This window comes from Dyella marensis (assembly GCF_049532885.1).
Lineage (GTDB): Bacteria > Pseudomonadota > Gammaproteobacteria > Xanthomonadales > Rhodanobacteraceae > Dyella_D > Dyella_D marensis.
Window position 1 is genome coordinate 4,079,217 of sequence record NZ_CP064029.1, and the last position, 25,246, is coordinate 4,104,462.

17 protein-coding genes are annotated in these 25,246 nt (G+C 68.5%); 5 read left to right on the top strand and 12 right to left on the bottom strand.

Annotated features, from left to right (window positions below; translation table 11 throughout):
• The 4 genes from ISN75_RS17850 to ISN75_RS17865 all read right to left on the bottom strand — a co-directional run bounded on the left by ISN75_RS17850 (position 1) and on the right by ISN75_RS17865 (position 6,242).
• On the bottom strand, positions 1 to 3,075 hold the full coding sequence (locus ISN75_RS17850; protein WP_343820559.1) for an efflux RND transporter permease subunit: 3,075 nt from the start codon (positions 3,073 to 3,075) through the stop codon (positions 1 to 3).
• 3 nt (positions 3,076 to 3,078) lie between these two features.
• Positions 3,079 to 3,987, bottom strand: coding sequence for a hypothetical protein (locus tag ISN75_RS17855; RefSeq protein WP_343820557.1), 909 nt, complete (start codon positions 3,985 to 3,987; stop codon positions 3,079 to 3,081).
• Positions 3,984 to 5,384 carry a TolC family protein gene (locus tag ISN75_RS17860; RefSeq protein ID WP_343820555.1) on the bottom strand — a complete coding sequence of 467 codons (1,401 nt, stop codon included), beginning with the start codon at positions 5,382 to 5,384 and terminating at the stop codon, positions 3,984 to 3,986. Before ISN75_RS17860 ends, ISN75_RS17855 begins: the two co-directional genes overlap by 4 nt.
• Positions 5,385 to 5,483: 99 nt before the next feature.
• Complete coding sequence (locus ISN75_RS17865) at positions 5,484 to 6,242, bottom strand: SapC family protein (protein WP_343820553.1); 759 nt, start codon at positions 6,240 to 6,242, stop codon at positions 5,484 to 5,486.
• A gap of 254 nt (positions 6,243 to 6,496) precedes the next feature.
• Between ISN75_RS17865 and ISN75_RS17870 the strand changes: the two genes are divergently transcribed.
• A complete protein-coding gene (locus ISN75_RS17870; RefSeq protein WP_167258370.1) occupies positions 6,497 to 7,120 on the top strand; it encodes an HNH endonuclease in 624 nt (207 codons plus the stop codon).
• Here the strand turns inward: ISN75_RS17870 and ISN75_RS17875 are convergent.
• Positions 7,080 to 7,550 carry a low affinity iron permease family protein gene (locus tag ISN75_RS17875; protein ID WP_167258368.1) on the bottom strand — a complete coding sequence of 157 codons (471 nt, stop codon included), beginning with the start codon at positions 7,548 to 7,550 and terminating at the stop codon, positions 7,080 to 7,082. The two genes, ISN75_RS17870 and ISN75_RS17875, sit on opposite strands and share 41 nt — an antisense overlap.
• 148 nt (positions 7,551 to 7,698) lie before the next feature.
• Between ISN75_RS17875 and dxs the strand changes: the two genes are divergently transcribed.
• Complete coding sequence (gene dxs, locus ISN75_RS17880; protein ID WP_167258366.1) at positions 7,699 to 9,582, top strand: 1-deoxy-D-xylulose-5-phosphate synthase; 1,884 nt, start codon at positions 7,699 to 7,701, stop codon at positions 9,580 to 9,582.
• Positions 9,583 to 9,873: 291 nt separating this feature from the next.
• Here dxs and ISN75_RS17885 read toward each other — a convergent pair whose 3' ends face one another.
• The 4 genes from ISN75_RS17885 to ISN75_RS17900 all read right to left on the bottom strand — a co-directional run bounded on the left by ISN75_RS17885 (position 9,874) and on the right by ISN75_RS17900 (position 20,117).
• Entirely contained in the window at positions 9,874 to 11,931 is a 2,058-nt protein-coding gene (locus ISN75_RS17885; protein WP_423385088.1) for a glycosyl hydrolase family 18 protein, read from the bottom strand.
• Positions 11,932 to 12,262: 331 nt separating this feature from the next.
• The gene (gene prmC, locus ISN75_RS17890; RefSeq protein ID WP_343820598.1) at positions 12,263 to 13,084 is read right to left on the bottom strand and encodes a peptide chain release factor N(5)-glutamine methyltransferase; all 822 of its coding nucleotides are present in this window, start codon (positions 13,082 to 13,084) and stop codon (positions 12,263 to 12,265) included.
• Complete coding sequence (locus ISN75_RS17895) at positions 13,077 to 17,246, bottom strand: hypothetical protein (RefSeq protein ID WP_343820549.1); 4,170 nt, start codon at positions 17,244 to 17,246, stop codon at positions 13,077 to 13,079. The genes prmC and ISN75_RS17895 overlap by 8 nt, the downstream gene beginning before the upstream one ends.
• 183 nt (positions 17,247 to 17,429) lie before the next feature.
• Positions 17,430 to 20,117, bottom strand: coding sequence for a M1 family metallopeptidase (locus ISN75_RS17900; protein WP_167258362.1), 2,688 nt, complete (start codon positions 20,115 to 20,117; stop codon positions 17,430 to 17,432).
• Positions 20,118 to 20,449: 332 nt separating this feature from the next.
• On the opposite strand from ISN75_RS17900, the gene oxyR reads away from it, so the two are divergent.
• From oxyR to ISN75_RS17915, 3 genes are all read left to right on the top strand, one after another.
• On the top strand, positions 20,450 to 21,400 hold the full coding sequence (oxyR, locus tag ISN75_RS17905) for a DNA-binding transcriptional regulator OxyR (RefSeq protein ID WP_343820547.1): 951 nt from the start codon (positions 20,450 to 20,452) through the stop codon (positions 21,398 to 21,400).
• 269 nt (positions 21,401 to 21,669) lie between these two features.
• A complete protein-coding gene (locus ISN75_RS17910) occupies positions 21,670 to 22,659 on the top strand; it encodes a polysaccharide deacetylase family protein (RefSeq protein ID WP_343820596.1) in 990 nt (329 codons plus the stop codon).
• Positions 22,643 to 23,413, top strand: a complete 771-nt coding sequence (locus ISN75_RS17915) for a formyl transferase (protein WP_343820545.1) — start codon at positions 22,643 to 22,645, stop codon at positions 23,411 to 23,413. Before ISN75_RS17910 ends, ISN75_RS17915 begins: the two co-directional genes overlap by 17 nt.
• Before the next feature lie 174 nt (positions 23,414 to 23,587).
• On the opposite strand, the gene msrA is transcribed toward ISN75_RS17915, so the two are convergent.
• The 3 genes from msrA to ISN75_RS17930 form a co-directional block, all read right to left on the bottom strand.
• Positions 23,588 to 24,241 (bottom strand): peptide-methionine (S)-S-oxide reductase MsrA, encoded by a 654-nt coding sequence (gene msrA / locus ISN75_RS17920; protein ID WP_167258356.1) that lies wholly within the window; start codon positions 24,239 to 24,241, stop codon positions 23,588 to 23,590.
• 75 nt (positions 24,242 to 24,316) lie between these two features.
• Entirely contained in the window at positions 24,317 to 24,847 is a 531-nt protein-coding gene (locus ISN75_RS17925) for an adenine phosphoribosyltransferase (RefSeq protein WP_208399919.1), read from the bottom strand.
• A gap of 55 nt (positions 24,848 to 24,902) precedes the next feature.
• Positions 24,903 to 25,193, bottom strand: coding sequence for a DUF2007 domain-containing protein (locus ISN75_RS17930; RefSeq protein ID WP_167258354.1), 291 nt, complete (start codon positions 25,191 to 25,193; stop codon positions 24,903 to 24,905).
• Positions 25,194 to 25,246 lie beyond the last annotated feature (53 nt).

Sequence of the window (25,246 nt, forward strand, 5' to 3'; positions counted from 1 at the left end):
CTACGGCCTGGCCAGGCGCAGATAGCGCCCGGCCAGCGCCGGCAGCACCAGCAGGTTGAGCACGGTGGAGCTGGCCAGGCCGCCGAGGATCACGATCGCCATCGGCCCCTCCACCTCGCGTCCCGGTTCGCCATTGCCCAGCGCCAGCGGCAGCAGGCCCAGCGCGGTCACCAGGGCGGTCATCAGGATCGGCGTCAGCCGCTCGCGCGCGCCGCGCAGCACGGTGTGGCGATTCCAATGCGCGCCCTCCACGCTCACCAGGTGCTCGTAGTGCGAGACCAGCATGATGCTGTTGCGCGCGGAGATGCCGAACAGCGTGACGAAACCCACCAGCGCACCGATCGACAGCACGCCGCCGGCCAGGCCCGCGGCGATCACGCCGCCCACCAGCGCGAACGGCACGTTGGCCAGCACCAGGGCCACGCTGCGTCGGTCCGGAAACGCGGCGAGCAGCAGCGCGACGATGCCCACGCCGGCCAGCCCGCCATGCAGCAGCAGGTCGTGGCGCGCCTGCGCAGCGCCTTCGGCGGTGCCGCCGAATTCGAGGTAATAGCCGGCCGGCAGCGGCACACTCTTCGCAAGCGCGGCGCGCGCCTGGTCGACGAAGCCGACCACGTCGGCGGTGGCCGGATACACCGCCAGCACCAGCCTGCGGCGGCCGCCTTCGTGCAGCACGTTGGCGCGGCCTTCGAACAGGTCGGTATCGGCCACGGCGGACAGCGGCACGTTGCGTCCGGCGGGACTGCGCAGCAGCAGCTGGCCCACCGTCTCCGGATCGCGCTGCGCCGAAGGATCGAGCCGCAGGCGCACGGCGATCGGCTGCACCCCGTCGAACACTTCGCCCGCCACCACGCCCTGGTGTGCGGCGGCCACCGCATCGAGCACGTCGGTCATACGCAGGCCGTAGGCGGCGAGGCGTTCCGCTTGCGGTGCGATACGCAGGGTCGGCACGGTGGGCGTATCGGATAAGCGCACGCTGCCGTTGCCGGGCACAGACTGCATCGACTGCTTCACCTTGTCGGCGAGCCGGTCGAGCGTATCCAGGTCGTTGCCGTAGATGCTGATCGTCACCGGCGCGGTTTCGCCGGACAGCGATTCGCCGATGCGATCGCCGAGGAAGGTCACCACCTCGCCGCTGAAACCCGGATAGCCATCTACCACGTTCTTCAACGCGGTTTCGATGCGCACCTGATCGGCCGCGCCCAGGCCCGGCTTCAGCTCGACGTGGAATTCGCTCTGATTCGGCGGCCAGGTGTCCTGCACCGCTTCGGCGCGGCCGACCTGCTGCGATACGGTGGCCACGCCGGGAATCGCCAGCACGTCCTTGCCCATGTGCTCGCCGATGCGCGCCATCTCCTCCAGCGAGGTGCCGCCAGGCCCCTGCAGCTGGATCACAAAATGCCCTTCGCGGAATTCCGGCAGCAGCGCCGCGCCGAACAGCGGCAGCACCGCCACCGCCGCCGCGCCCAGCAGCAAGGCGCCGATCAGCCACGCGCGGCCATGCGGCAGCGCGCGCTCCAGCAGCCGGTGCTGCGCCAGCTTGGCGCGCTTGAGCCAGCGCGGCTCGCGATGGCGGCGGTCGGCGCGCAGCAGCAACAGGCACAGCGCGGGCGTCACCGTGAGCGCCACCAGCAGCGAGGCGAACGTCGCCAGCAGGAAGGCGCCCGCCAGCGGCGCGAAGAAACTGCCCTGCAGGCCGGGCAGCAGCAGGATGGGCAGGAACACCAGGCCGACCACCACGGTGGCCAGCACCACTGGCCGGCGCACTTCCAGCGAAGCGTCGAGGATTACTTCCGCACGCACCGCGGTGGAGCCGGCGCGGCGCAGGCGGCGCATCACGTTTTCCACGTCGATGATGGCGTCGTCCACCACCACGCCCAGCGCCACCGCCAGGCCGCCCAGGGTCATGGTGTTGATGGTCCAGCCGAACCACGGAAACACCATGACGGCGACGGCGAGCGACAGCGGAATGCTGAGGAAGGAGATCAGCGCGGTGCGCCAGTCGCGCAGGAACAGCACCAGCACGGCCAGCACCAGCACCGCGCCGAGCAGCAGCGCGCCGCGCATACGGGCCAGCGCCACTTCCACGAACGTGGCCGGGCGATGCAGCGCGGGCACCAGGGTCACGCCCTGCGCGGCGAGCATCGGCTTGAGTTCGTCCAGCGCGGCTTCCACCGCGTGGGTGACTTCCAGCGTATTGGCGCCGTACTGGCTGTTCAGTGCGACCAGCACGCCGGGCTTGGCCATGATGCGCGAGTCGCCGAAGGCAGGCGCCGCCTGTTCGGCGACATCCGCCACATCGGCGAGCGTGACGTTGCGCCCCGCGTGCTGCGTGATCACCGCCTGGCCGAGCTGGGTTGGCGTGGCGAGCGTGCCATCGGCTTCCAGCACGACGCGCTGCGCCGGCGTGTCCACATAGCCTGCGCCACGCACGCCGCTTGCCGCCGCGGCAGCCGCTCGCACGTCTTCCAGCGTCAATCCGAAGGCGGCCAGCCGATCCGGATGCACGCGCACCTGCCACTCGCGCACGCCGCCACCGAACACGGTGGCGTCGGCCACGCCGGCCACCGCCAGCAGGCGCGGCTTCACCGTCCAGTCGGCGAGCGAGCGCAAGGCGAGCGGATCGAGCTTGTCGCTGAGCAGGCCGAACTTCAGCAGGTCCATGGTGGAGGACACCATCGGGCTGATGGTCGGCGCCTGCACGCCCTGCGGCAGGCGCGCGGATGCTTCGGCGATGCGCTCGGCCAGCAACTGGCGGTCGCGGAACGGATCGCTGCCTTCCTTGAAGACCACCGCGATGACGGCCAGGCCCTGGATCGACTGCGAGCGCACCACGTCGACGTCGGTGCCCCCGTTGACGGCGTTCTCGATCGGCTGCGTGACGCGCTGCTCTACCTGCAGCGCGGTGAAGCCGGGCGACTCGACCTGGATGGTGAGTTCGGCCGGCACGAAGTCGGGAAACACGTCGTAGCGCGCGGTGCGCAGATGGGCGACGCCGACCACGAGCAGCAGCGTGGCGAGCAGCGCGATCCACCATGGATGGCGCAGGGCGCCGCGGACGATAAAGGTCAGCATGATTCAGTCGTCGCCCGGCTTGCCTGCGTCGGCGGCCGCGGGAACGGGCGCGGCATCGAGCGCGATCAGCGTTTCCGCGCCGCGCGCCACCGCTTTCTCGCCGGCCTTGAACGGTGCGCCGACGATCCAGCCGTCCGCCGTAATCGCCAGCGCGCTCACCGCACGGCGTTCGAAGTGCGTGGCATCGGTGGCGATATAAGCCCAGGCCACGCCGTTCCAGCGCACCACCGCGCTGCGCGGCAGCAGCACGCCCGCGGCGCCGGCAGCCGCGCCGCGCAGCCGCGCAGTGAGCGCCATGCCAGGCATCAGGCCCGCACCCGGCGCTTCGAGCAGCCAGCCACCGGCAAGACCCGAGGTGCTGCGCGGCAGCGGTCCGAGCACGTGCGCGGCGACATCGCCCAGCTGTGCGCCGGCGGCCTGGAATCCGGGCGCGGGCGCGGCGAGCGGCTCGGCCTTGAGCCAGGCCGTGCGGCCATCGAGCAGGCTTTCCGCGCGCGCATGCAGCGCGTGCGCATCGAGCGCGGCAATGGCGCTGCCCCAATCCATGCGCAACTGGGTGCGAGCCTGCTGCAGCTTCGCCTGGTCGACCGCGGCCTGCGCGCGCGCCGCTTCCACCGCCTTGCGCGACATATTGCCGTCGGCCGCGAACAGCGCCTGCACGCGGCGCGCTTCCGCGTTCGAGGCGTCGGCCGTGGCCTGCAGCGCGGCGATATCGTCGGCGGCCTTTGCCAGCGTGGATGGATCCAGCACTTCCGCGGCAGCCGCCAGCTCGACCGGTGCCTGCGCGGCGCGCAGTTCAACCAGCGCGAGACCGAGGCGGTTCTGCGTGGCGGCATCCACTTCGGTCGCCGCGGCATCGGCGGCGGCCAGTGCAAGCGATGCTGCCAGCAGCAAGGAGCGAACGGCGTTCATGGGGTATCTCCAGCATGGCCGGCTGCGCGCAGCAGCTCGGCCTCGTTGCCTTCCAGCGGTGTGCGCACGGCGTCTTCCAGCGCGCCCAGCGCCTGCTGGGCCTGGTCGGCGGCGGCGAGCTGCGCCTGTGCAGCGGTGGCGGTGGCCAGTTGCGCGTTGAGCACGGCGAGGCGGTCGTCCTCGCCGTGCGCATAGCCGGCGGCGGTCTGCTGCTGCAGGCGTTCGGCGGCGCCGCGGCCGTGCGTGGCGGCATCCAGCGCCTGGCGTGCGGCGGCCAGTTTCGCGGTGGCGCCTTCGATCTCGCTGTCGATGCCGGCCTGCACGGCTTCGACGTGGCGGCCGGCGGCTTCGCGCCGCGCTTCGGCTTCGGCGATCGGCCCCTGGTTCTGGTCGAACAGCGGCAGCGTGGCGCCGAGGTTGAACTGCAGTTTGCGCACGCCGTGGTCGTAGGTGTAGCCGGGGCCGATGCTGATCTGCGGGTATTGCATGCGCACCTGCTGGCGCAGTTCCGTTTCGCGCGCGGCGTAGTCGACAAGGGCGCGTTCCAGGTCGGGGCGCGAGAGGCGCGCCTGGGTCGCCAGTTGATCGAGTTGCGTGGCGGAAAGAGCTGGCGGTGATTCGAGGCCATCCCACGCCAGTACGACGCCATCCAAGGCATGCACCGGCACGCCGACGGCGCGGGCCAGGCGCGCACGCGCATCGGCTACGCGCTGCGCCGCCGTAGCCGAGGCATCGCGCGCCTGCGCGAGCACCAGCGCCACCTGCAATACGTCCGCCGGCATCGCTTCGCCCAGGGCGCGGCGGCGTTCCTGCGCGGCTTGCAGCGCGGCGGCCTTGACCACTGCATCTTCGGCCAGTGCGTGCTGGCGTTCGCCCAGCAGCAGGTCGGCCATCGCGGTGCGCAGCGTGCGGCGCACTTCCCACACCTTCTCGGCGTAATCGATCCGCGCGCCGCGCACGCCGGCGTCGGCCAGATCGGCGCGCAGGCGGCGGCGCACGGCGGTGTCGATCAGCCAGTTGGTGCTGACGCCCCACAGCCAGGGACTGCTGCCGGCCTGGTCCTGCGCATAGCGCTCCAGCGCGAGGTTCACCGAAGGATTGGGCCAGGCTTTGGCGGTGCGCACCGCGGCATCCGCTTCGGCCAGATGCGCGCGCGCTTCGGCAAGGTCGGGATTGAGCACCAGCGCGGCGAGCAGCAGTTCGCCGCGCCCGTAGCGCGCGGGCGGCCAGGCCACGGCGGGAGCGAGGCGCGCGGCCAGCGCCGGATCGTCCAGGCGGCGGGCCTGCCACTGCGCGGCAGTGGCGGCGGGATCGATGGGCCGCGCCTGGTAATGCGCGCAGCCGGCGAGCGCGGCCAGGACGATGGCGCCGAGGGCGCGTAACAGAGCATGTCGCATGCCGCGCATCTTCCCGGCAGGGCCTTAGTGGCCGCTTAGATGCGCCGCCAAAAAAAACGGCGCCGCGAGGGCGCCGTTTTCTCGATCGCGCAAGCGCGCTCAGTTCCTGCTGGACTTGCTCTCGACCTGCTCGAGCTGGTCCAGGCGCTGCGCCACGCGGTCGATGTTGGACAGCGACAGCAGGTGGGCGTAGATCCAGCCGAACACGCCTTCCTGCAGGAATTCCTGCGCGGTCTTGGCGTCGAGCTTGCGCAGCTTCTCCTCGCTGACCACGTACAGGCCGTTGAGGTTGATCGCCTTGCCGTCCTTCTCCAGGCGGATGTTGCGCGGCTCGAGCAGGTCGTGCTTGCGGATCTGCTCCATGAACCACTGCGTGCGGCCCACGTGCTGCTGGAATTCGCCGAGGAAGTTCACGGCGTTCTTCAGCATCTCGCTGTCGGTGCCGTCTTCCTGGAACAGGCGCTCGCCCTCGTCGCTGCCGAAGCCTTCGTAGGCCTCGTCCAGGAACACGGTGAAGTCGTCGCCTTCCTCGCCTGCCGGCTTTTCGGCCAGCACGAACGGATAGCGGCGCACGAAGGCCGGCACGTAGGTGTTGGCTGCCCACTGGCCGTCGGCGTCGACGAACAGGTTCTCGTTCTGGCGCAGGCCCAGCAGGGCCATCGGGCCGGCTTCTTCCATGCTGCTGCCGGCGAACAGGATCGGCAGGTCACGCGCCGCGGCGGGGAATTCCACGCCGGTCAGCGGCACCGAGTGCACGCCGGCCGCGAAACGCAGGCTCGGGATGCCCTTCAGGCGCAGATCCTTGTGTTGGGTACGGTTGAGCGGCACCGGGCGCTCGTAGAAAAGAACTTCAGCCACGTCGTTTACCTCTGCCCCGCCGTGCCGGGGTCGCCACCCAGGCTTCCCCTCCCAAACCCGGCGTCGGGTCTACAGATGAATGGGCACTATATCGCAGGCCCGCGGCGAAGCGTAAATAGGCCGCTCCGGAGGCCGACTTTTCAGCGGCGACAGGCATTTGCACGCATTTTGCAACGAAACATGGTTTATGCTCGGGCGAACCAGCGCCTATGCAACGCCGGACGCTCCTCGAGTCGCCTTGAAGGACGGAACACATGCCGATGGAAGTTCCCATGCGGCTGATCGACGGACCAGGAAAGGTCGCCGATCTGCATTCGACCCGCATCCTCTCCCTGGACGCGGCGGGCCGCATTCTCGACTGGATCAGCTGGCAGGACGCCGTCTGCCTGTACGTCCGCGACGCCGTCGCCTGGACCCTGGGCGACCCCTGCCTGACCGTCTACGGCGGCCACAACCGTGACCTGGGCCGGCGCAGCTCGCTGCAGCTGCACCCGATCGTGGCCAGTTCCGGCCACTGCCGCGAGCACGCGGTGGACCCGGCGCCGACCCTGACCAATACCGCCCTGTTCGCCCGCGATCGCTATATCTGCCTGTACTGCGGCGACCACTTCAGCCGCGGCGAGCTGACCCGCGACCACGTGCTGCCGATCTCCAAGAAGGGCAAGGACGAGTGGGAGAACGTGGTCAGCGCCTGCCTGGCCTGCAATCTCAAGAAGAGCAACCGCACCCCGCAGCAGGCCAACATGCCGCTGCTGGCGGTGCCGTACCGCCCGAGCTGGGTGGAACACCTGATCCTGTCCAACCGCAACATCCTGGCCGACCAGATGGAATTCCTGGTCAGCCACCTGCCGCGCGACCGCCGCCACCTGATGGGCTGAGGCCCTGGCGGCGGCCCTTCGCTTGCTCCCGCGCCTCCTCCACCACTTCCTCGAACTGGCTGAGGTCGTCGCGGGCGCTCTCAGCCAGGCGGGCGTAATGGCGGCGGATGCGCTCCAGCTGCTGGTCGTCCAGGTTTTCCAGGTTCAGCAAGGCGTTGTGCGCCTTGCTGCTGCAGATCAGCTCGTCCAGCTTGATCTGCAGGGCCGCGGTGTCGCGGTTCTGAGTGCTCTGGATCAGGAACACCATCAGGAAGGTAATGATGGTGGTGCCGGTATTGATCACCAGCTGCCAGGTGTCGTTGAAGTGGAAGATCGGGCCGGTAACCGCCCAGCCGGCGATCAGCAGCACCGCCAGCAGGAAGGCCGCCGGCTTGCCGGCGTAGTGGGCGGTGGCCTCGGCGAAGCGGCGGAATGCCGTCTGTCGGCTCATCACGGGCTCCTTCAGCTTGAACGGAACCACACTGGCCGCCGCGGCGTCGGCACGGCGTGAGATCAGCCCCGGGCCAAACCCCTCGGACAGCTTTCTTTCACGGTCCTGCCCTTGCCCCGCCCCCCGGCTGGTTCAACAATACGCAGCTATGAATATTCCTACCCGGTTTTCCCACCTGGCGGCTATCGAGACGCCGGCCGACCTGCGCCGCGTCTCCGACGAGGACCTGCCGGCCGTCGCCGACGAGCTGCGCCAGTACCTGATCGAGTCCGTGGCCAGCTCGGGCGGGCATTTCGGGGCGGGGCTGGGCGTGGTCGAGCTGACCGTGGCGCTGCATCGCGTGTTCGACACGCCGCGCGACCGGCTGGTCTGGGACGTCGGCCATCAGTGCTATCCGCACAAGATTCTCACCGGCCGCCGCGACCGCATTACCACGATCAAGAAGAAGGACGGCCTGGCCCCGTTCCCGCGCCGCGAGGAAAGCGAGTACGACACCTTCGGCGTCGGCCACTCGTCCACCTCGATCTCGGCCGCGCTGGGCATGGCCATCGCCGCGCAGCGCAAGGGCGACAACCGCAAGGTCGTGGCGGTGATCGGCGACGGCGCGATGACCGCCGGCATGGCCTTCGAGGCGCTCAACCATGGTGGCGACGTCGAGCCGAACATGCTGGTCGTGTTCAACGACAACGGCATGTCGATCAGCGAGAACGTCGGCGCGCTGACCAAGATGATGGCCCGCGCCATGGCCAGCCACACGCTCAATGCCTGGCGCGAGCGGGCCAAGCGGGCGATTCCGAAGCAGTCGTTCTTCGGCCGCTTCTTCAAGCGCTGGGAAGAGCACGCCAAGGGCATGTTCGTGCCCAGCACGCTGTTCGAGGAACTGGGCTTCCACTACACCGGCCCGATCGACGGCCACAACATCCCGCAGCTGCTGCACGCGCTGCGCATGGTGAAGGACCTGCCCGGCCCGCAGCTGCTGCACGTGGTCACCACCAAGGGCAAGGGCTATGCCCCGGCCGAACAGGCGCAGATCGAATACCACGCGGTCGGCCCGTTCGATCCGCAGGCCGGCCTGGTGAAAAAGTCCGGCCCGGCCAAGCCGACCTATACCGACGTCTTCAGCGACTGGCTGTGCGACCAGGCCGCCGCCGACGAACGCCTGCTGGGCATCACCCCGGCGATGCGCGAAGGCTCGGGCCTGGTGCGCTTCTCCAAGGAATACCCGCAGCGCTATTTCGACGTGGCGATCGCCGAGCAGCACGCGGTGACCCTGGCCGCGGGCATGGCCTGCGAAGGCGCCAAGCCGGTGGTGGCGATCTACTCCACCTTCCTGCAGCGCGCCTACGACCAGGCCATCCACGACGTGGCGCTGCAGAACCTGGACGTGACCTTCGCCATCGACCGCGCCGGCGTGGTCGGCCCGGACGGCGCCACCCATGCGGGCAGCTTCGATCTTTCGTTCCTGCGCTGCCTGCCGAACATGGTGATCATGGCGCCGGCCGACGAGAACGAGTGCCGCATGATGCTCAGCACCGGCTTCGCCTACGACGGCCCGGCCGCGGTGCGCTATCCGCGCGGCACCGGCCCCGGCGTGGCGCTGCGCAAGGAACTGGACACGCTGCCGCTGGGCAAGGCGGAACTGCGCCGCCGCGGCCGCCGCCTGGCCCTGCTCAGCTTCGGCGCGATGCTGGCGCCGGCGGTGGAGATCGCCGCGGAGCTGGACGCCACCCTGGTGAACATGCGCTTCGTCAAACCGCTGGACGAGGCGATGATCCTGGAGCTGGCCAAAACGCACGAAGCCTTCGTCACCCTGGAAGACAACGCCATCGCCGGCGGCGCCGGTTCGGGCGTGGCCGAGTGCCTGGCCGCGCACGGCGTGACCTTGCCGATCCTGCACCTGGGCCTGCCCGACGTGTATCTGGAACACGGCAGCCGCGAGGAAGTGCTGACCATGGCGGGGCTGGACCTGCCGGGGATACGCAACGCGATCCGCGCGCGATTTCCCCAGTTTGCTGCTGCCGCTTCGGCCTGATCCGTAGAAACCTGCCTCACCGCCGTCATTCCGGCGCAGGCCGGACGAGCGCGTAGCGCGAAGAACGCCCGCAGGGCGGCCCCGAAGGGGTGAGCGAAGCGAATCATCCAGTAGCGACATCGCTGGATTGTCGCGTGGACGCCGGTGTGCTGCTTTTCAAAGCGAACGCTGTGGCTATTTCGCCAAACCAAACCGCATCGCTACTGGATTCCGGCCTGCGCCGGAATGACGAGCAAACGAAAAGGCCGCCCCGATCGCTCGGGGCGGCCTTTTCGTTTTCGCACAACCCGCTTACTTCAATCCATTTGAAATAGCTTTGATCAACGTGCCGTTCGCATCGTCCCCGCTGAATTCCCACGAGAACGCGCCGCCCAGCGACTGCGCCTTCACGTAGTTCATCTTGCGCTGGATATTGGCCGGATCGTCGAAGCTCCAGAACGTGCTGCCGTTGAAGATCCAGTGCGCGCCGGCCGCGGTGTCGTCGTAGCCGGGATAGCCCAGGTTCTTGAGCACCTTGTAGTCCTCGATGCCCGCCTCGTAAGTGCCAGGCGCCGCCGTGGTGCTGGGCTGGAACAGGCCGTTGTTGCTGTTGGGCACGTTGCTCCAGCCGCGGCCGTAGAAGCCGATGCCCAGGTTGATCTTGGCGGCCGGCATGCCCGCGGCGATCAAAGCCTGGATGGCGTCGTTGGTGTTGTACTTGGCCGCGTCGCCGGTGGAGGGATCCCCCGCCGGCTTGTACAGCGCGGAGTGGAAGTTGGTCGGGCTTTCCCAGGCGCCGTGGAAGTCGTACGTCATCAGGTTGACGAAATCGATCGACGAAGCGTACTGGCTGGGCTGGGTCACGCGGATCTTGTCCACGCCCGCGCCGCCGGCGATGGTCAGCAGCAGGCCCGGGCGCACCGCATCGAGCTGGCGGCGGAACTCGGCCAGCAGGGCGGTGAAGTTCGCGGTGTCCTCGCTGCCGCCGCAGCTCAGGCCGCAGGCGGCCGGATACTCCCAGTCGATATCGATGCCGTCGAACACGCCGGCTGCCGCACCCGTACCGCCGGCACTGTCGGTCACCGGCAGGTTGCCCTTGATGTAGGCGTCGATGCACGAGGCCACGAAGGCCTGGCGATTGGCCGGCTGCGCCGCGCTGGCGAAACCGCGCGACCAGGTCCAGCCGCCGAGCGAGATCAGCACCTTCAGGTTGGGATACTTCGCCTTCAGTTCCTTCAGCTGGTTCCAGTTGCCGCGCAGCGGCTGGTTCCAGGTGTCGCCCACGCCGCTGACGCTGCTGCCGGCGTCGTACGACTTGGTGTAGTCGGCATAGGCATCGCCGCCGACGCCGGTGTCCGGATCGGAAGCCTGGGTCACGCCCACTTCGCACTTGTTGTTGCGCACGTTGCCGAAGGCGTAGTTGATGTGGGTGAGCACCGCGGCCGAGCCGCTGGTATCGATGTTCTTCACCTGGTAGTTGCGGCCGTAGATGCCCCACTGGGTGAAGTAGCCGATCACCCGCTTGCCGCCACCGCCGCCGCCCGCACTGGTCTTGGCATTGATCGCGGAGCTCTGCGCGGAGGCATTGCCAGCGTTGTCGCGCGCACGCACCGCGTAGCTGTAGGTGGTGCTCGCGGCCAGGCCGGTGTCGGTATAGCTGGTGGCGGATGTGGAGCCGACCTGCGTGCCGTTGCGGTACACGTCGTAGCCGGCCACGCCGCTGCCGCCGCTGTTGTCGGTGGAAGCGCTCCAGCTCAGCGATACGGTGCTGGCCGTCTGCGACGGCGAAACCAGGCCCTGCGGCACGCTCGGCGGCGTGGTGTCGCCGCCGCTGTTGGGATTGACCGTGATGCTGACGGTGGAAGAGGTGGTGGACAGTCCGCCGTTATCGGTAGCCACGGCTTTGAGCGTGTAACTGCCGGCCGGCACGTTGCTCCAGGTCACCGAATACGGTGTCGTGGTTTTCGCGCCCAGCGAGGTGGAGCCGTTGAAGAACTCGACCTTGCTGACCGTGCCGTCGCTGTCGCTGGCATTGGCGCTCAGCGTGATGTTTGCGCCAGCGGTGAACGTGGCGCCATTGGCCGGCGAGGTGAGAGCCACCGAAGGCGGCTGGTTGCTGCTGGACCCGCACTGACCGAGGTCCTGATACCAGCCGCAGCTCGGACAGTAGTCCGGCGGCGTATTCCAGATCTGCGTGGACGCCTGATACAGATGGTTGTTGTAGACCATCTTGTCGCCCGCGTTGTAGATGGTGGTGGCGTTCCACGCCGCCACGCCCGCGCAGCTTGCGCTCTGCGCGCCGACCGCTCCACTCCACAGTGCTGCCGGCAGCATGGCCAGCAGCAGGAGAACCCTCAACAGGTTGCGCATGACACGACTCCGTGATCGAAAGGATTCGAACGCCGGATGCGATGACGCTGGAACGCCGGATGCGCTGGCGCAGCGCCGTCATGCGCGCCGCCCGAAGAACGGATGCCCGGCCCCACCGGATGCCCGCCTCCCTCCCGACGATGTGGCGCCCTCCCCGGCTCCCCATCAGCACTGGCGCCCAGGCGCCAGCCGCTGCACTGGACTCCTGTCTGACAACGTTGTCAATCCTGTCCTGCGAAAGACTGCGCGGAAGAGCACGTTTTTGCGATACGCCCGCACGGCCACCACTCCCCTGGCGTGGTGGCCCGGTGAAAACCAGGTAAGCGGAGCGCTAGCGGCGGCCGCCGGAGACGCGGTCGCGGCCTTCCAGGTCGGTGGCGGTGAAGACGTCGGCGTAGCCGGCCTGCTCCAGCAGCGCGCGCACCGGCGCACCTTGATCCCAGCCGTGTTCCAGCAGCAACCAGCCACCCCGGACGAGATGGTCCGGCGCACCGGTGACGATCTCGCGGATCGCGTCCAGTCCATCGGCGCCCGAAGCGAGGGCCGTGGCGGGTTCGTAGCGCAGATCGCCCTGGTCGAGATGCGGATCGGCGGATTCGATGTAGGGCGGGTTGGAAACGACCAGATCGAAGCGCTCGCCGGACAACGGTGTCATCCATGTCCCATGCAGAAAGCGCACGCGCCCCAGGCCCAGCCGCTGTGCATTGCCGCGCGCCACCGCGAGCGCGTCCACGCTCAGGTCCACCGCCGCCACTTCCGCGCGCGGACGTTCCTTCGCAATGGCCAGCGCAATCGCACCGCTGCCCGTGCCCAGATCCAGCACGCGGCAAACGCCATCGGGCGGCAGGCGTTCCAACGCCAGCTCCACCAGCAGTTCGGTTTCCGGCCGCGGAATCAGCGTGGCCGGCGTGACATCCAGCTCCAGCGACCAGAAGCCGCGGCGGCCGGTGATGTAAGCCACCGGCTCGCCTGCCTCGCGCCGCGCGACCATCGCTTCGAAGGCCGCGCGGGTGGCGTCATCCAGGACGTCGGTGTCGTGCGCGATCAGCCAGGCGCGCGGCTTGTCCAGCGCGTGCAGCAGCAGCGCCTCGGCATCGATCCGTTCGCCGAGGCGCTGCGTCGCCGCAGCCAGCGCGCCGCGCACATCAACCATCATGGCGTTCCGGCTGCTGCGGCGGCAGTTCGGGCGGCATCGCGGCGGGACGCGCCGGCTTCGGCTCGCCCTTGCGCCAGTAGCCTTCGCGCGTCCACGCCTCGAAGCCCCAGCGCAGCCAGCCGATCAGCGCATTGGCCAGCCACAGCGCCCACAGCAGCATGGCGATCTTGTAGGCCCACAGCGACACGCTGAACACGCCGCCGCGCGGCAGCACGTCGGTGGTCTGGTCGGCAAACCAGCGCAACTGCCAGGCCGTGGAACCGTTGCCGGCGACATGCATGTCCGGCAGGCCGAGCAGCCCCTTCGGCACCGCCGAGATCAGCACCACCAGCGCGATCACCGTAAAGAACGCCAGTGCGATCTGCAGCAGGTTGAAGCCGACCGCGCCAAGCCGCTCCGGCGGCGCCTTGCGCGCACGCAGGCCCAACGCGATCAGCCACACCACCACGAGTGCATACGCGCTCCAGGCGAAGGCGGAGAAGCCAAGGCCCAGCAGCAGCCAATGATGGAAGCGCAGCGGCGTCGGTGCGTAGCGCGCCAGCAGCCAGGCCACCAGCAACAGCACCACCAGCTGCGACCAGTACAGCACGGCGGGGCCGGCGGTCGGACCCCAGGTCCACAGCACCCAGCGGTCCTCCGGCAGCTTCACGCCCAGGTACAGGTTGGCCGCGGATGCGCCCAGCCCCAGCTGCGCGCTGCGCGTCGCCGCGGCAATGCCGTGCGGTTCGCGCAGGCGCAGTTCGAACCAGTGCGCGCCCGGCAGCAGCGGCAGGCTCAGCTTGCCGTCGCGTACGGCCAGGCTCAGCGGCTGACCGTCGCGCCTGGCTTCCAGCAGCTCCGCGCCGGCCGGCAGCACGATGACGTGCTCGCCGCCGCGCGTGCTGCGTGCCTGCAGCTTCATGGTGGTCTCGGTGGCGCGATCGCCCACCGTGCTGTTCAAGCTCACCGAGTCGAAGGCGAGACTGTCGCCCGCCACCGCCTTGGGCTGGGTCACCGCCAGATGCAGCGCCTCGCCCGGCAGAGGACGGAACGCCAGCGCGCCGTCGTTCTGGCTGGCCGGCACACCGTCGCCGTCCACATGCCACATCGGCGCGGCCTGCACTTCCCAGTACTCCGCACGCTCGCCGAGCGCCGGTGCCTTCAGTTCCAGCTTGTCGGCATGATCGAGGCGGCTGGTCCAGCTCACCTCCTGCTGGTTGCCGTTGAAGGTCACGCCGATCAGTCCGTCGTGCACGCGGATGTCGTCGCCCAGCGGGTGCTCGCCCGGCAGCAGCGGCAGGTCGAGGCTGAAGCCGCCGTCGCTCGGCGCAACACGCGTCACCGTAGTCTCAACCGTCCAGTCCACGCCCAGCACCAGCACGCGCTGCACGGTGACGTAAGGCGGGAAAGCCTGGCTGTTGGCGGTGACTTCCTTGCCATCGGCGCCGGCGCGCACGCGGTGCAGCGAAAGGCTGTCGCCCAGGGCGCGCCCTTCATCCACGCCATCGACCGCCCAGCCCTGCCCTGCGAAGGCCACGCGCTGCGGATGCAGCGCGAAGCGCAGGCTCACCGTATCGGCCGCCACCGCGCGATAGCGCAGCGACAGGCGATGCACGCCGCGCTCGATACGCACCAGGGTCTGCGCTCCGCGCTGCGCCAGCGCCGCGTCGGCGTGGCCATCGACGCCGACGCTCTGCAACTGCAGGGAGGCATCGGCCTGCGGCAGCGGCACCGCCACCGGCGCACCCACGTGCAATTCCAGATCGACATCGATCTGATCGCCGTTCGCCTGGATCTGCGCGGCAGCCACCGCCGCGCAGTTCGGCACGCACTTCGGCGCTTCGGTCAGGCGCTGGCGCAACTGCTGCAACAACGCTTCGTTCGGCAGTGCATCCTGCGCATGGGTGATCTGCGGCACCAGCGCGATCAGCAGCAGCGCAGCGCCCGCACGCGCGAACGGCCAGCGCGGCATGCCGCCATCGCCCGGACGGAACACACGCAACACGATGCGCGCGAGCAGAGCGGCCAGCAGCACCAGCATGGCGAAGCGCAGCAGCCGTACCAGCCAGGACGGTGCGATCACCAGGCGCGTGGTCTGCTCCGCGGTCACGGGCCCGGACCAGCCCAGGCGATAGTTGTTGCCAACGTTCCAGCCCGGTTCGCCGTGACCGGCCTGGATGATGTTGCGGGTGTCGGCCTGCTGCGAGAAGCGGTTGCCGGGCGGGAGCGCCGACGCGGACACGACGATGCCGCTCAAGGCTTTCGCCTTGCCGGCATAGCCCTCGGAGACGTTCGCGTCGTAAGGCGGCGCGGGCGGCGCAGGAGGTGCCGGCAGCGCTTCCGGAACCGCTTCGCTGGATGCTTCTTCGACGGCAGGAGCAGGCTCAGGCGCAGGCTGACGGCGCGCCTGAGCCTTGTCCATCTGCTCCATCGCGTCCAGCGACGGTGCGGGCTTCGGCGCGGTCCAGCCGACGGCAACCGGCATCGCCTCGCCCTGTTCCAGTTGCGGATGCAATACGTAATCCATCTGCGTCGCCGCGAACGGCAAGGACCACAGCACCGCCAGCGCCAGCACGGCACCCGCGCCGATACGCGAACCCAGGCGCAGCTTGCCTTCCGGCAATGCACGCGCAAGCAAAGCCAATGCGAGCGCGACGCCGAGCGTCCAGCGCGGCGCGCCGGATTCATGCTGCGACAAGGCAAGGAAAGCGATCGCCAGCAACGCCCACGGCCAGCCCATCAGGCGCCCTGCCAGCAAGGCGATCAACGCGACCACGAACAGATCGAGCAGGCTCCACTGCGCAATCCACGAATCGGGCGAACGATCCGCACCGGATGCACCGAGCAGGCGATAGCCATACGGCAGATGCAAGGTCGCCTCGATGTTCTCCAGCGGCAACTGCCAGCCGCCGCTCGGCAGCGAGCCGCCGTGCGGCAGGCGCAGGCCCGCGCTCAGATTCAATTGCGATTCGCGCAGCTCCACGCCGCTGCGTCCGTTCTCGCCGCCGGTGACCAGCAGCGGGGTTTCGCCCTGCGCCGCGCGCTGCAACTGCCAAGGCGCGCTCACGTCCAGGCGCTGGCTCTTGCGCAGCGTGCCGGTGAGGCGGTCGCTGACATTGAGTCCGCGGCCGTCGAAGTCCAGCCAGATCTGCCGCTGCACCTGCACCTGGTCGCCCTGCCCGCCTTCGCTGCCACGCGTGCCCTGCTCGATGGCGAGGCCCTGGTTGCCGTCCAGCGCAAACGCCGGCAGCTCGCGCCAGTCGTCCGGCACGCCGGCCTGCGCGGCGTCGGTGGGCTGGCCTTCCACGCGCGTGCTGCGCAGTTCGGTGTTGTCCTGGTAGCTCCAGATTTCCTGGCGCGGCCAGGGCTCGGCCGGCAGCTTCAGCGCCACCTGCTTGAGCACATCGGTACCGCGCGAGGTGAGGTCCAGCGTCCACTGGCCCGGGCGCAACTGGATGCGCAGCCGGCCGTCGCTCTCCAGGCGCGCCGGCAGGTTGCTGCTTAAGGCGGTGGCGACGAAGCCCTGCGGCAGCGCCGGACCGAGCAGTTGCTCGCGCGCGCTGCCGGTGACATTGATCTGCAGATGCGTTTCCAGCGTCGACGGCAGGCCGTCTTCCAGCCGGCGATAGACGCGCAAGGACAAGGCATCGGCCGCGCGCTGCGCCGCGGCGGCTTCGCCGAGCGTGAGCTGGTCGCCGTTGCGTTCGACGCGGGTGACCGCGGCGCCATCCACGTTCAAGGCCACCAGGCCGATCGAAGCCGGCACGCGCAGACGCGCGGGCCGCGAGGTCCACGGCAGCACGCCATGAATGCTGTAGTCGCCCGGCTCCAGCCACACCGACGGCTCACCGCCGCGCTCGAGTACCGCCAGCGCCTTCGCGCCGGCGGCCACCTGCTGCGGCCAGCTGCGCGCATCGCCGGGGAGGGTCACCCAGCTGGGCGCATCCACATGCACGTCGAGGGAGAAGCGGCCGCCGTCCTTGCCGGCATCCACGCCCAGCCGGCCGGGCCAGGCGCATTGCACATTGCCCGGCCCCTGGTTGGCGAGAAACGGACAGGCATGCTGCGGCACGTCGTGCAACACCCAGTCCTGCCAATTGCGCAGCGGCGGCGGCACCTCCTGCGCCAGCACAGGCGCCGCGAGCGCCCACAGACCCAACAGCCATCCCCATCGACGCATACCTGTCTCCCTTGGGCCGTCAGTGGCCGCGACGCAGTGTGGTGGAACGGCGCCATCGGTGACAACGCCGTGAAGGGTGCAACGCGGGGTTTGGCGATGCGGGGTTGGCGCCAGGCATAAAAAAACCGGGCGGCTTGCGCCGCCCGGTTCGTCACTGCTGTCGTGACAATCAGTGCCGCTGGATCAACGCAAGATCGCCGCCGGATCCTGCTTGGCCTTCAGCGCGGAGCACAGCAGCGTGGACTCGGTGGTCTGAGCCAGGCCGCGTTCGGCGCCGGTGACTTCCTTGGCGCGGGTCTTGAAGAACTCCTGCAGGCGGTCCGCCTCGGCCTTGGAGCAGCCGCCGCCGCCCATCAGGCCCGGCAGCCGGCCTCCGGCGAAGCTGCCGGTGCGCGCCACGATCTTGTCGTAGTTCGCCACCGACCACTTCCACACCGCGTCGCGGCCGGCCTGGGTGTCGCGGTTGCCGCGCAGCAGCGCGGCCATCTCGCCCACCTTCACCGACTTGTCCAGCGACAGGTCGCGCACGCGCTCGGCCTGCGCCGCATCGCTGGCCTCGGCCAGGCCGGCCAGGATGGCGTTGCGCTGCGCCGGGTCGCTGGTCTTCGGCAGCTGGGCGATCAGCGTGTCGACCGCGCTCTTGCCGTGTTCCTGCACCGACACGCCGAGCGCGCTGCCGAGCAGGTTGGAGTCGGCGGCGGCGAAGTCCAGGCTGCCGTCGGCCTTGCCCTTGAGCACGGCGTCGCCCTGCTTGAGCAGTTCGGCGCGCACTTCCGGCAGCTTCACGTCCAGGCCGAGGAAGTTGGCCAGGGTGGCGCGCTGCAGGGAGTCGCCGTCCGGCTCGCCGTCCTTGTGCTTGTAGCCCAGGCTCTGCAGTTCCGGCAGATAGGAGGACTTGGCCCAGGCCACCAGCTTGGCGCGCTGCGCATCGGTGGTGGCGAGCTGGTCGTAGATCCAGCCGAAGGTGTTCATCGGCGCGGTGGACACCTCGCGCACCTTCGAACCGGTGAGCGGCTTGAGCGCGGCCAGCGCGGAGCCGGCGTCGATGTCGCCGCGGCGGAACGCCGCATTCACCGCATCGCCGTAGGCCAGCTGCTCGGCATCGGCCAGCTTGCCGATCTGCTTGCCGAGGTTGGCCAGGTCGGCCTTGTCCATGCTGAAGCGGTAATAGCCCGAGCCATTGGCATTGGGCATCACCCAGCTCTGCGCGGTGGCGCCCGGCAGCGCCATGGTGCCCTGCGCCTTGTCGAGCAGCTCGCAGGCCACCTTGCTGCCGTCGGCGGTGGCGTAGCGCACGCACACCGGCACGCCCCACACGTGGTTGGCATCGCCGGTGCTGCCCAGCGGCAGGTAGCGGCTCTGGGTCAAGTGCAGCACGGTCTTGCCGCCTTCCTGCGCCAGCTTGGTCTGCACGTAGGGCACGCCGGGCTGGTTGAGGAAGCTCTTGAAGGCGTTCTTGAAGTCTTCGCCCTTGTCGGCGGCCTTGGCGATCGAATCGATCAGGTCCTCGGCGGTGGCGTTGCCGAACTTGTGTTCCTGGATATAGCCGCGCATGCCCTTCTGGAACACCGGCTCGCTGACGTAACCCTCGAACATGCCCAGCACCGCGGCACCCTTCTGGTAGGTAATGCCGTCGAACGCGGTTTCGATGTCGCCGTTGCCGGTGATCGGCTGGCGGATCTTGCGCGTGGTGACCAGGCTGTCGCCGTTCATCGCGCCCTGCGCGCCGCGCACGCGGTCGAGATCGGCGCGGTATTCCGGATGCACCTTCTGCGTCACCTTCTGCTGCATCCAGGTGGCGAACGCCTCGTTGAGCCACAGGTCGTCCCACCAGCCCATGGTCACGGTGTCGCCGGTCCACTGGTGCGCCAGCTCATGCGCGGTGACATTGAAGGAGCCGCGCACGTACTGGGCGGCGGAATCCTTGTCGAGCAGCAGCAGCCAGTCGCGGAAGGTGACCAGGCCCGGGTTCTCCATCGCGCCGGCGGAGAAGTCCGGGGCGGCGAGCAGGTCGAGCTTGTCGAACGGATAGCCGAAGCCGTAGTAGTCCTCCAGCGCCTTGATGATGCTCGGCGTCTCGCCCAGCACGTGCTGCATGCGATGGCCTTCGCCCTTGGCGGCGATGCCGCGCAGGTCGGTGGCCTGCTTGCGGTATTCGGAAGCGGGGATGGTCGGGCCGTTGACCACGTCCCACGGACCGACGCCGAACGCCACCAGGTAGGTGGGCAGCGGCTGGGTGGTGGCGAAGGTCAGGGTCTTCCAGCCGGCGGCGGCTTTCTCTTCCTTCACCTGCTTGGTGTTGGCGATGCCGACTTCATCGGTGGGGATGGTCAGCTTCAGATCGAACGGCGTCTTGAACGAGGGCTCGTCGAAACCGGGGAAGGCGAAGCGCGCGCTGATCGGCTCCATCTGCGTCATCGCGTACGGCTGCCCTTCGTGGCTGACCTTGTACAGGCCCTGCAGCTGCTGGTTGAGCGGCGCGGTGTACTCGATCGCCACGGTCAGTTCCTGCGGCTGCATGGTGGCGCCGAGATCGATGCGCACCACGCCTTCCTTCGGCGCGGCCTCCACGTACTTGCCGGCGTGCGTCTTGCCCTTGGCGTCGGTGATGGTGACCTTGCTCACCTTCAGTTCGCGGCCGTGCATCCAGATGTGGTCCGAGGCCTGTTCCAACTTCAATTTGATGGAAGTAGTGCCGGTGAAATCCTGCTGCTTCGGGTCCACCTTGAAGGCCAGCTGATAGGACTCCGGCATCGCCCAGCGCGGCAGCTTGCCTTGCGGCTGGTCGGAAGCGGCGGGAGCGGCGGCAAGAGCAGCGCCGCAGGACGCGGCAAGGACGCTCAGCACGAGCGGGCGGACGAAACGACGCATGAGAATTTCCCCAGGGGACACAAAGAGCCTTGCAAGCTAGGAGCTGGCATGACTTCGGACACAGTGCCAGAAGACATGCCCGTCCCGTTGCTGCGCAGCATGGACAAGCACGACGCAGCGAAAGCCGCCCATGAAAAAACCGGCGGCGAAGGGGGGGGCTTCGCCGCCGGTGGGGAACCGCGCGCCTGCGGGGGGAGGGCAAGGATGGCGCGCGGGTGGAGCAACCGGTGGGTGAGGTGAACTTTAGGCGTCCCGTGCGGATTGCTCCAATTGATTGTTCTCATGATCGTGATAGATTTTGGCTATTGTCTTCGCCGACTACGGCCATTCCCATGAATCTGCGCGATCTCCAGTACCTCGTCGCCCTGGCCGAGCACCGCCACTTCGGCCGCGCGGCCGAGGCCAGCTTCGTCAGCCAGCCCACGCTGTCGACCCAGATCAAGAAGCTGGAAGACGAACTGGGCGTGCCGCTGGTCGAACGCACGCCGCGCAAGGTGCTGCTCACCGAAACCGGCCGCGAGATCGCCCGCCGCGCGCGCGGCGTGCTGTCGGAGATCGACGAGATCAAGGCCATCGCGCAGCGCACGCGCGACCCGGAATCGGGCACCTTGCGCTTAGGCATCTTCCCTACCCTCGGCCCCTACCTGCTGCCTCACCTGGTGCCGCTGGTGCGCCAGCGCTTCCCGCGGCTCGAACTGCTGCTGGTGGAGGAAAAGACCGAGCAGGTGATCCGCATGCTGCGCGAAGGCTCGCTGGACGTCGGCGTGCTCGCCCTGCCGCTGCACGAAGACAGCCTGCATGCCGAGTTCCTGTTCGAGGAACCTTTCGTACTGGCGGTGCCGGAAAGCCACCCGCTGGCGCATAAGAAGCATCGTCTCAAGCTCGGCGATCTGGAGGACGAAAGCCTGCTGCTGCTGGAAGACGGCCATTGCATGCGCGACCAGGCGCTGGAGGTCTGCCAGCTGGCCGGTGCGGGCGAACGCTCGGGCTTCCGCGCCACCAGCCTGGAAACGCTGCGCCAGATGGTCGCCGCCAATGTCGGCATCACCCTGTTGCCGACCCTGGCGATCAAGCCGCCGGTGGCGCGCACCGACAACGTGCACCTGGTGGAATTCGCCGGCCATCCGCCCAGCCGGCGGATCGCGCTGGTATGGCGCAAGAGTTCGTCGGTAGGAAATTTTCTTAAGCGCTTTGCGGAAGTCATCCGCAGCATGCCGCCCGAACTGCTGCGCCCGGAACTTAACGAATCGAAACCGGCCAGCCGCCCGCGCGCATCGGCATAAACACGCGTAAGAGCCTGTTGCCGCAGGATGTGCGGCCGCACACAAACGGCCACCTAAACGGCGGATTCGCTCGCGCCCGCCCCCTCATGGAAGCTTCATATTTCGGCCAGAACAATCCGCGAGATTGTTCGCTCGACGCACGCCTCGAGGCTGAACAAAGGGGGGCAGATGGACTGCCGGGATCGACCCACGCCGCGCCGAGCGGCGCGGTAGCCGATAGCGCGGCAGGACTGGGCGGCGAACCAGATCACGAGGTTTGAGTGCAGACAATGCCGGGCATCTTCACCGTCTCGCTGGATCTCGAGCTCTACTGGGGCGTGCGCGACGCGCGCAGCATCGAGAGCTACGAGTCCAACCTGCGCGGCGAGCGCGAAGCCATCCGCGGCATGCTGGAGCTGTTCGAAGAACACGACATCCATGCCACCTGGGCCACCCTGGGCTTCCTGTTCTACAAGGACGCCGAGGAACTGCGGCACCACCTGCCGGACGTGCTTCCCGATTACCGCCGCCAACAGCTTTCCTCCTACCGCTACCTGCAGGAACACGCCTGGGGCAGCGACGACGATCATTTCCACTTCGCGCCAGAGATGGTCCAGCTGATCCGCGATTACGACGGCCAGGAAATCGGCACGCATACGTTTTCGCACTACTACTGCCTGGAAGACGGGCAGACGCTGGAGGCCTTCCGCGCCGACCTGAAAGCCGCGCTGGCCGCGGCGCAGGCGCACGGCATTCCTATCGCCAGCCTGGTGTTCCCGCGCAACCAGAGCAATCCGGAATACCTGGCCGTGCTCGACGAACTCGGCATCGCCTGCTATCGCGGCAACGAGAACGCGGCGTTCTACGCACCGCGCAACCAGCGCGAGCAGAACCTGATCGTGCGCGCCTCGCGCCTGCTCGATGCCTACGTCAATCTCAGCGGCTACCACACCTACGCGCTGCAGGATTGCGCGCGCAGCCGTCCGTTCAATATTCCGTCCAGCCGTTTCCTGCGCCCGTATTCGCGCCCGCTGGCGCTGCTGGAAAGCCTGCGCCTGCGCCGCATCAAGCGGGCCATGCTCGACGCGGCTACCGGCGAGCGGCTGTTCCACCTGTGGTGGCATCCGCACAACTTCGGCGCGGACATCCAGCACAACCTGGCCTGCCTCACCGAGGTGCTCGGCTACTACGGTTACCTGCGCGAACGCTACGGCATGCAGTCGCTCAACATGGGCGAAGTAGCCACCTTGCTGGAGGACATGCATGCCGGCCAGGCCTAGGATCGCCCTGCTCGCGGGCGAAGGCTGGTCGACCAGCGCCATCTACAACGGCTTGCGCGAGGAGTTCGAGATCGTCGCGGTGATCGTCGAGCGCAAGCCCTCGGCGCTGAAGATGCTGCGCTACCGCGCACGCACGCTGGGCTGGACGGAAACCTTCGGGCAGTTCTGCTTCATCCTGTACAGCCGGCTGCTGGCGCGCGCCGCGGACATGCGCATCGCCATGCTGATGCACCGCCATGGCTTGTCGGATACGCCGATACCCGGCATCGCCGTCACTCAAGTCGAAAGCGCCAACCACAGGCGCGTGGCTGCGCTGCTGAAAAAGCTGGAGCCGCAGGCGGTGGTGGTGAGCGGCACGCGCATCCTGTCGAAGAAGCTGCTCGCCGCGGTGGATGCGCCGTTCATCAATACGCATATGGGAATCACGCCGGCGTATCGCGGAGTTCATGGCGGTTACTGGGCGCTGGCGAACGATGACCGCGAGCGTTGCGGGGTCACCGTGCATCTGGTGGATGAAGGGGTGGATACGGGGGGCGTGCTTTACCAGGCACGCATCGAGCCGGAGGAAGAGGACAGCTTCGCTACGTATCCGGTATTGCAGTTGGCGGCGGCCTTGCCGCTGATGAAGGCGGCGTTGAACGATGCGGCGGAAGGGAAGCTGGCGCCGCGTATGGGCGAAGGGGTGTCGAAGCAGTGGTATCACCCCACGTTGTGGGGGTATTGGAAGACTTGGCGTTCGCGCGGCGTCAAATAAGCGAACTCTTCTCCCCGCCGGGGAGAAGATGCCGGCAGGCAGATGAGGGGTCGGGGCTCGCCAAGACGCACCTACGAAGCAAAAAAGCTCTTGAGCTTGCGGCGATCATCAACGCCACGCTCCGCCCGGCCCCTCACCCCAACCCTCTCCCCGGAGGGGAGAGGGGGCAATCATTCAGGCGCCGGTGAGGCCGATCGGGCAACTCACGCCCGTCCCACCCAGCCCGCAATACCCCGCCGGATTCTTCGACAAATACTGCTGATGCTCCGCCTCCGCGTAATAGAACGGGCCGGCGTCGGCAATCTCGGTAGTGATCCGCCCATGCCCGGCGCGGTCCAGTTCCGCCTGATAACGCTGCAACGACGCTTCCGCCGCTTCGCGCTGTGCCGGCGTGGACGTATAGATGGCCGAACGGTACTGCGTCCCCACGTCATTGCCCTGCTGCATGCCCTGGGTGGGGTCGTGGTTCTCCCAGAACGTGCGCAGCAGCGTATCCAGGCTGACCTGCGCCGGGTCGTACACCACCTGCACCACTTCCGTATGCCCGGTTTCGCCCGAGCACACTTCGCGGTAGCTGGCATTGGGGGTATAGCCGCCGGCATAGCCGACCGCCGTGGTCAGCACGCCGGGCAGTTGCCAGAACTTGCGTTCCGCGCCCCAGAAGCAGCCCATGCCGACCTGCAGTACTTCGCTGCCGGGGAACGCCTCCGGCGTCAGGGGCCGGCCGTGTACGTGATGGGCGGAGGGGGGCGCGATCGGCTGCGTGCGTCCAGGCAGCGCGTCCTCGCGGCGGGGCATGCGTTGTTTCCAGGCACCGATACCGAGCATCGTGATACTCCTGCGTTCGAGAGTGGACAAAATGGCGTCGGCCGGCGTGCTTCTCAACACTCCGCGCCGCGCTGCTCAGTAGCGCAGCAGCGCGTGCAGGGGCGTGTCTGCGGGCAGGCGGTGGCGGCCTTGCAGGGCCTCCAGTTCGATCACCACGCTGGCCCCCACGCGCACCGCGCCCAGCGTTTCCACCAGCCGGCAGGCCGCGTCCAGGGTGCCGCCGGTGGCGAGCACGTCGTCGACGATCAACACTCTTTCGCCCGGACGCAGCGCATCGTTACGTGCCTCTAGCCGGTCCTTGCCGTATTCCAGCGCGTAGTCCACCGACACCACCGGCGGCGGCAGCTTGTTCGGCTTGCGCAGCGGCACGAAGCCGGCGTGCAGCTTCTGCGCCAGCGCGGCGCCGAAGATGAAGCCGCGCGATTCGATCCCGCACACCGCCTGCACCCCGCTGCCCTGCCACGGCTCGGCCAGCGCATCGATGCAGCGGGCGAAGCCGCCGGCATCGGCCAGCAGCGGCGTGATGTCGCGGAATACCACGCCAGCCTGCGGAAAATCGGGCACGGCGCGGATCAGCGCCTCGATCTGTCGGATGTTCGATGCCATGGGAACGCGCGCTGCCTGTACGAAGGGAGCGCGCAAGCATAGCGCGTGGCGTGCTTCAGGCCGGCATGAACGAGGGCGCGTCGTCGCCGGCCTGCTCTTCGCCGTACTGCTCGTCCAGCGCAAGGCGCGCATCGATCAGCTCGCGCTCCACCTCGCGCACCACCGCCATCGCCGCGGGCAGGCTCGCTTCGGGCACCAGCACGGCCACGTAGTCGAGCGCCGGCAGGTTGCCGACCGCGCCGGTGAGGTATTCGCCGGCGACGAAGGCGGGAATCTCCGCGCTTTCCAGCGCGTCCTTCACCAGGTGGGCGTCGATCAGGGTCTCGGCTCGGTAGGCGATGCGCATGGCCGGCAAGCTACCCCCCGCCCGCCGGTGCCGCAAGAGCTTGCCGGCCGGCC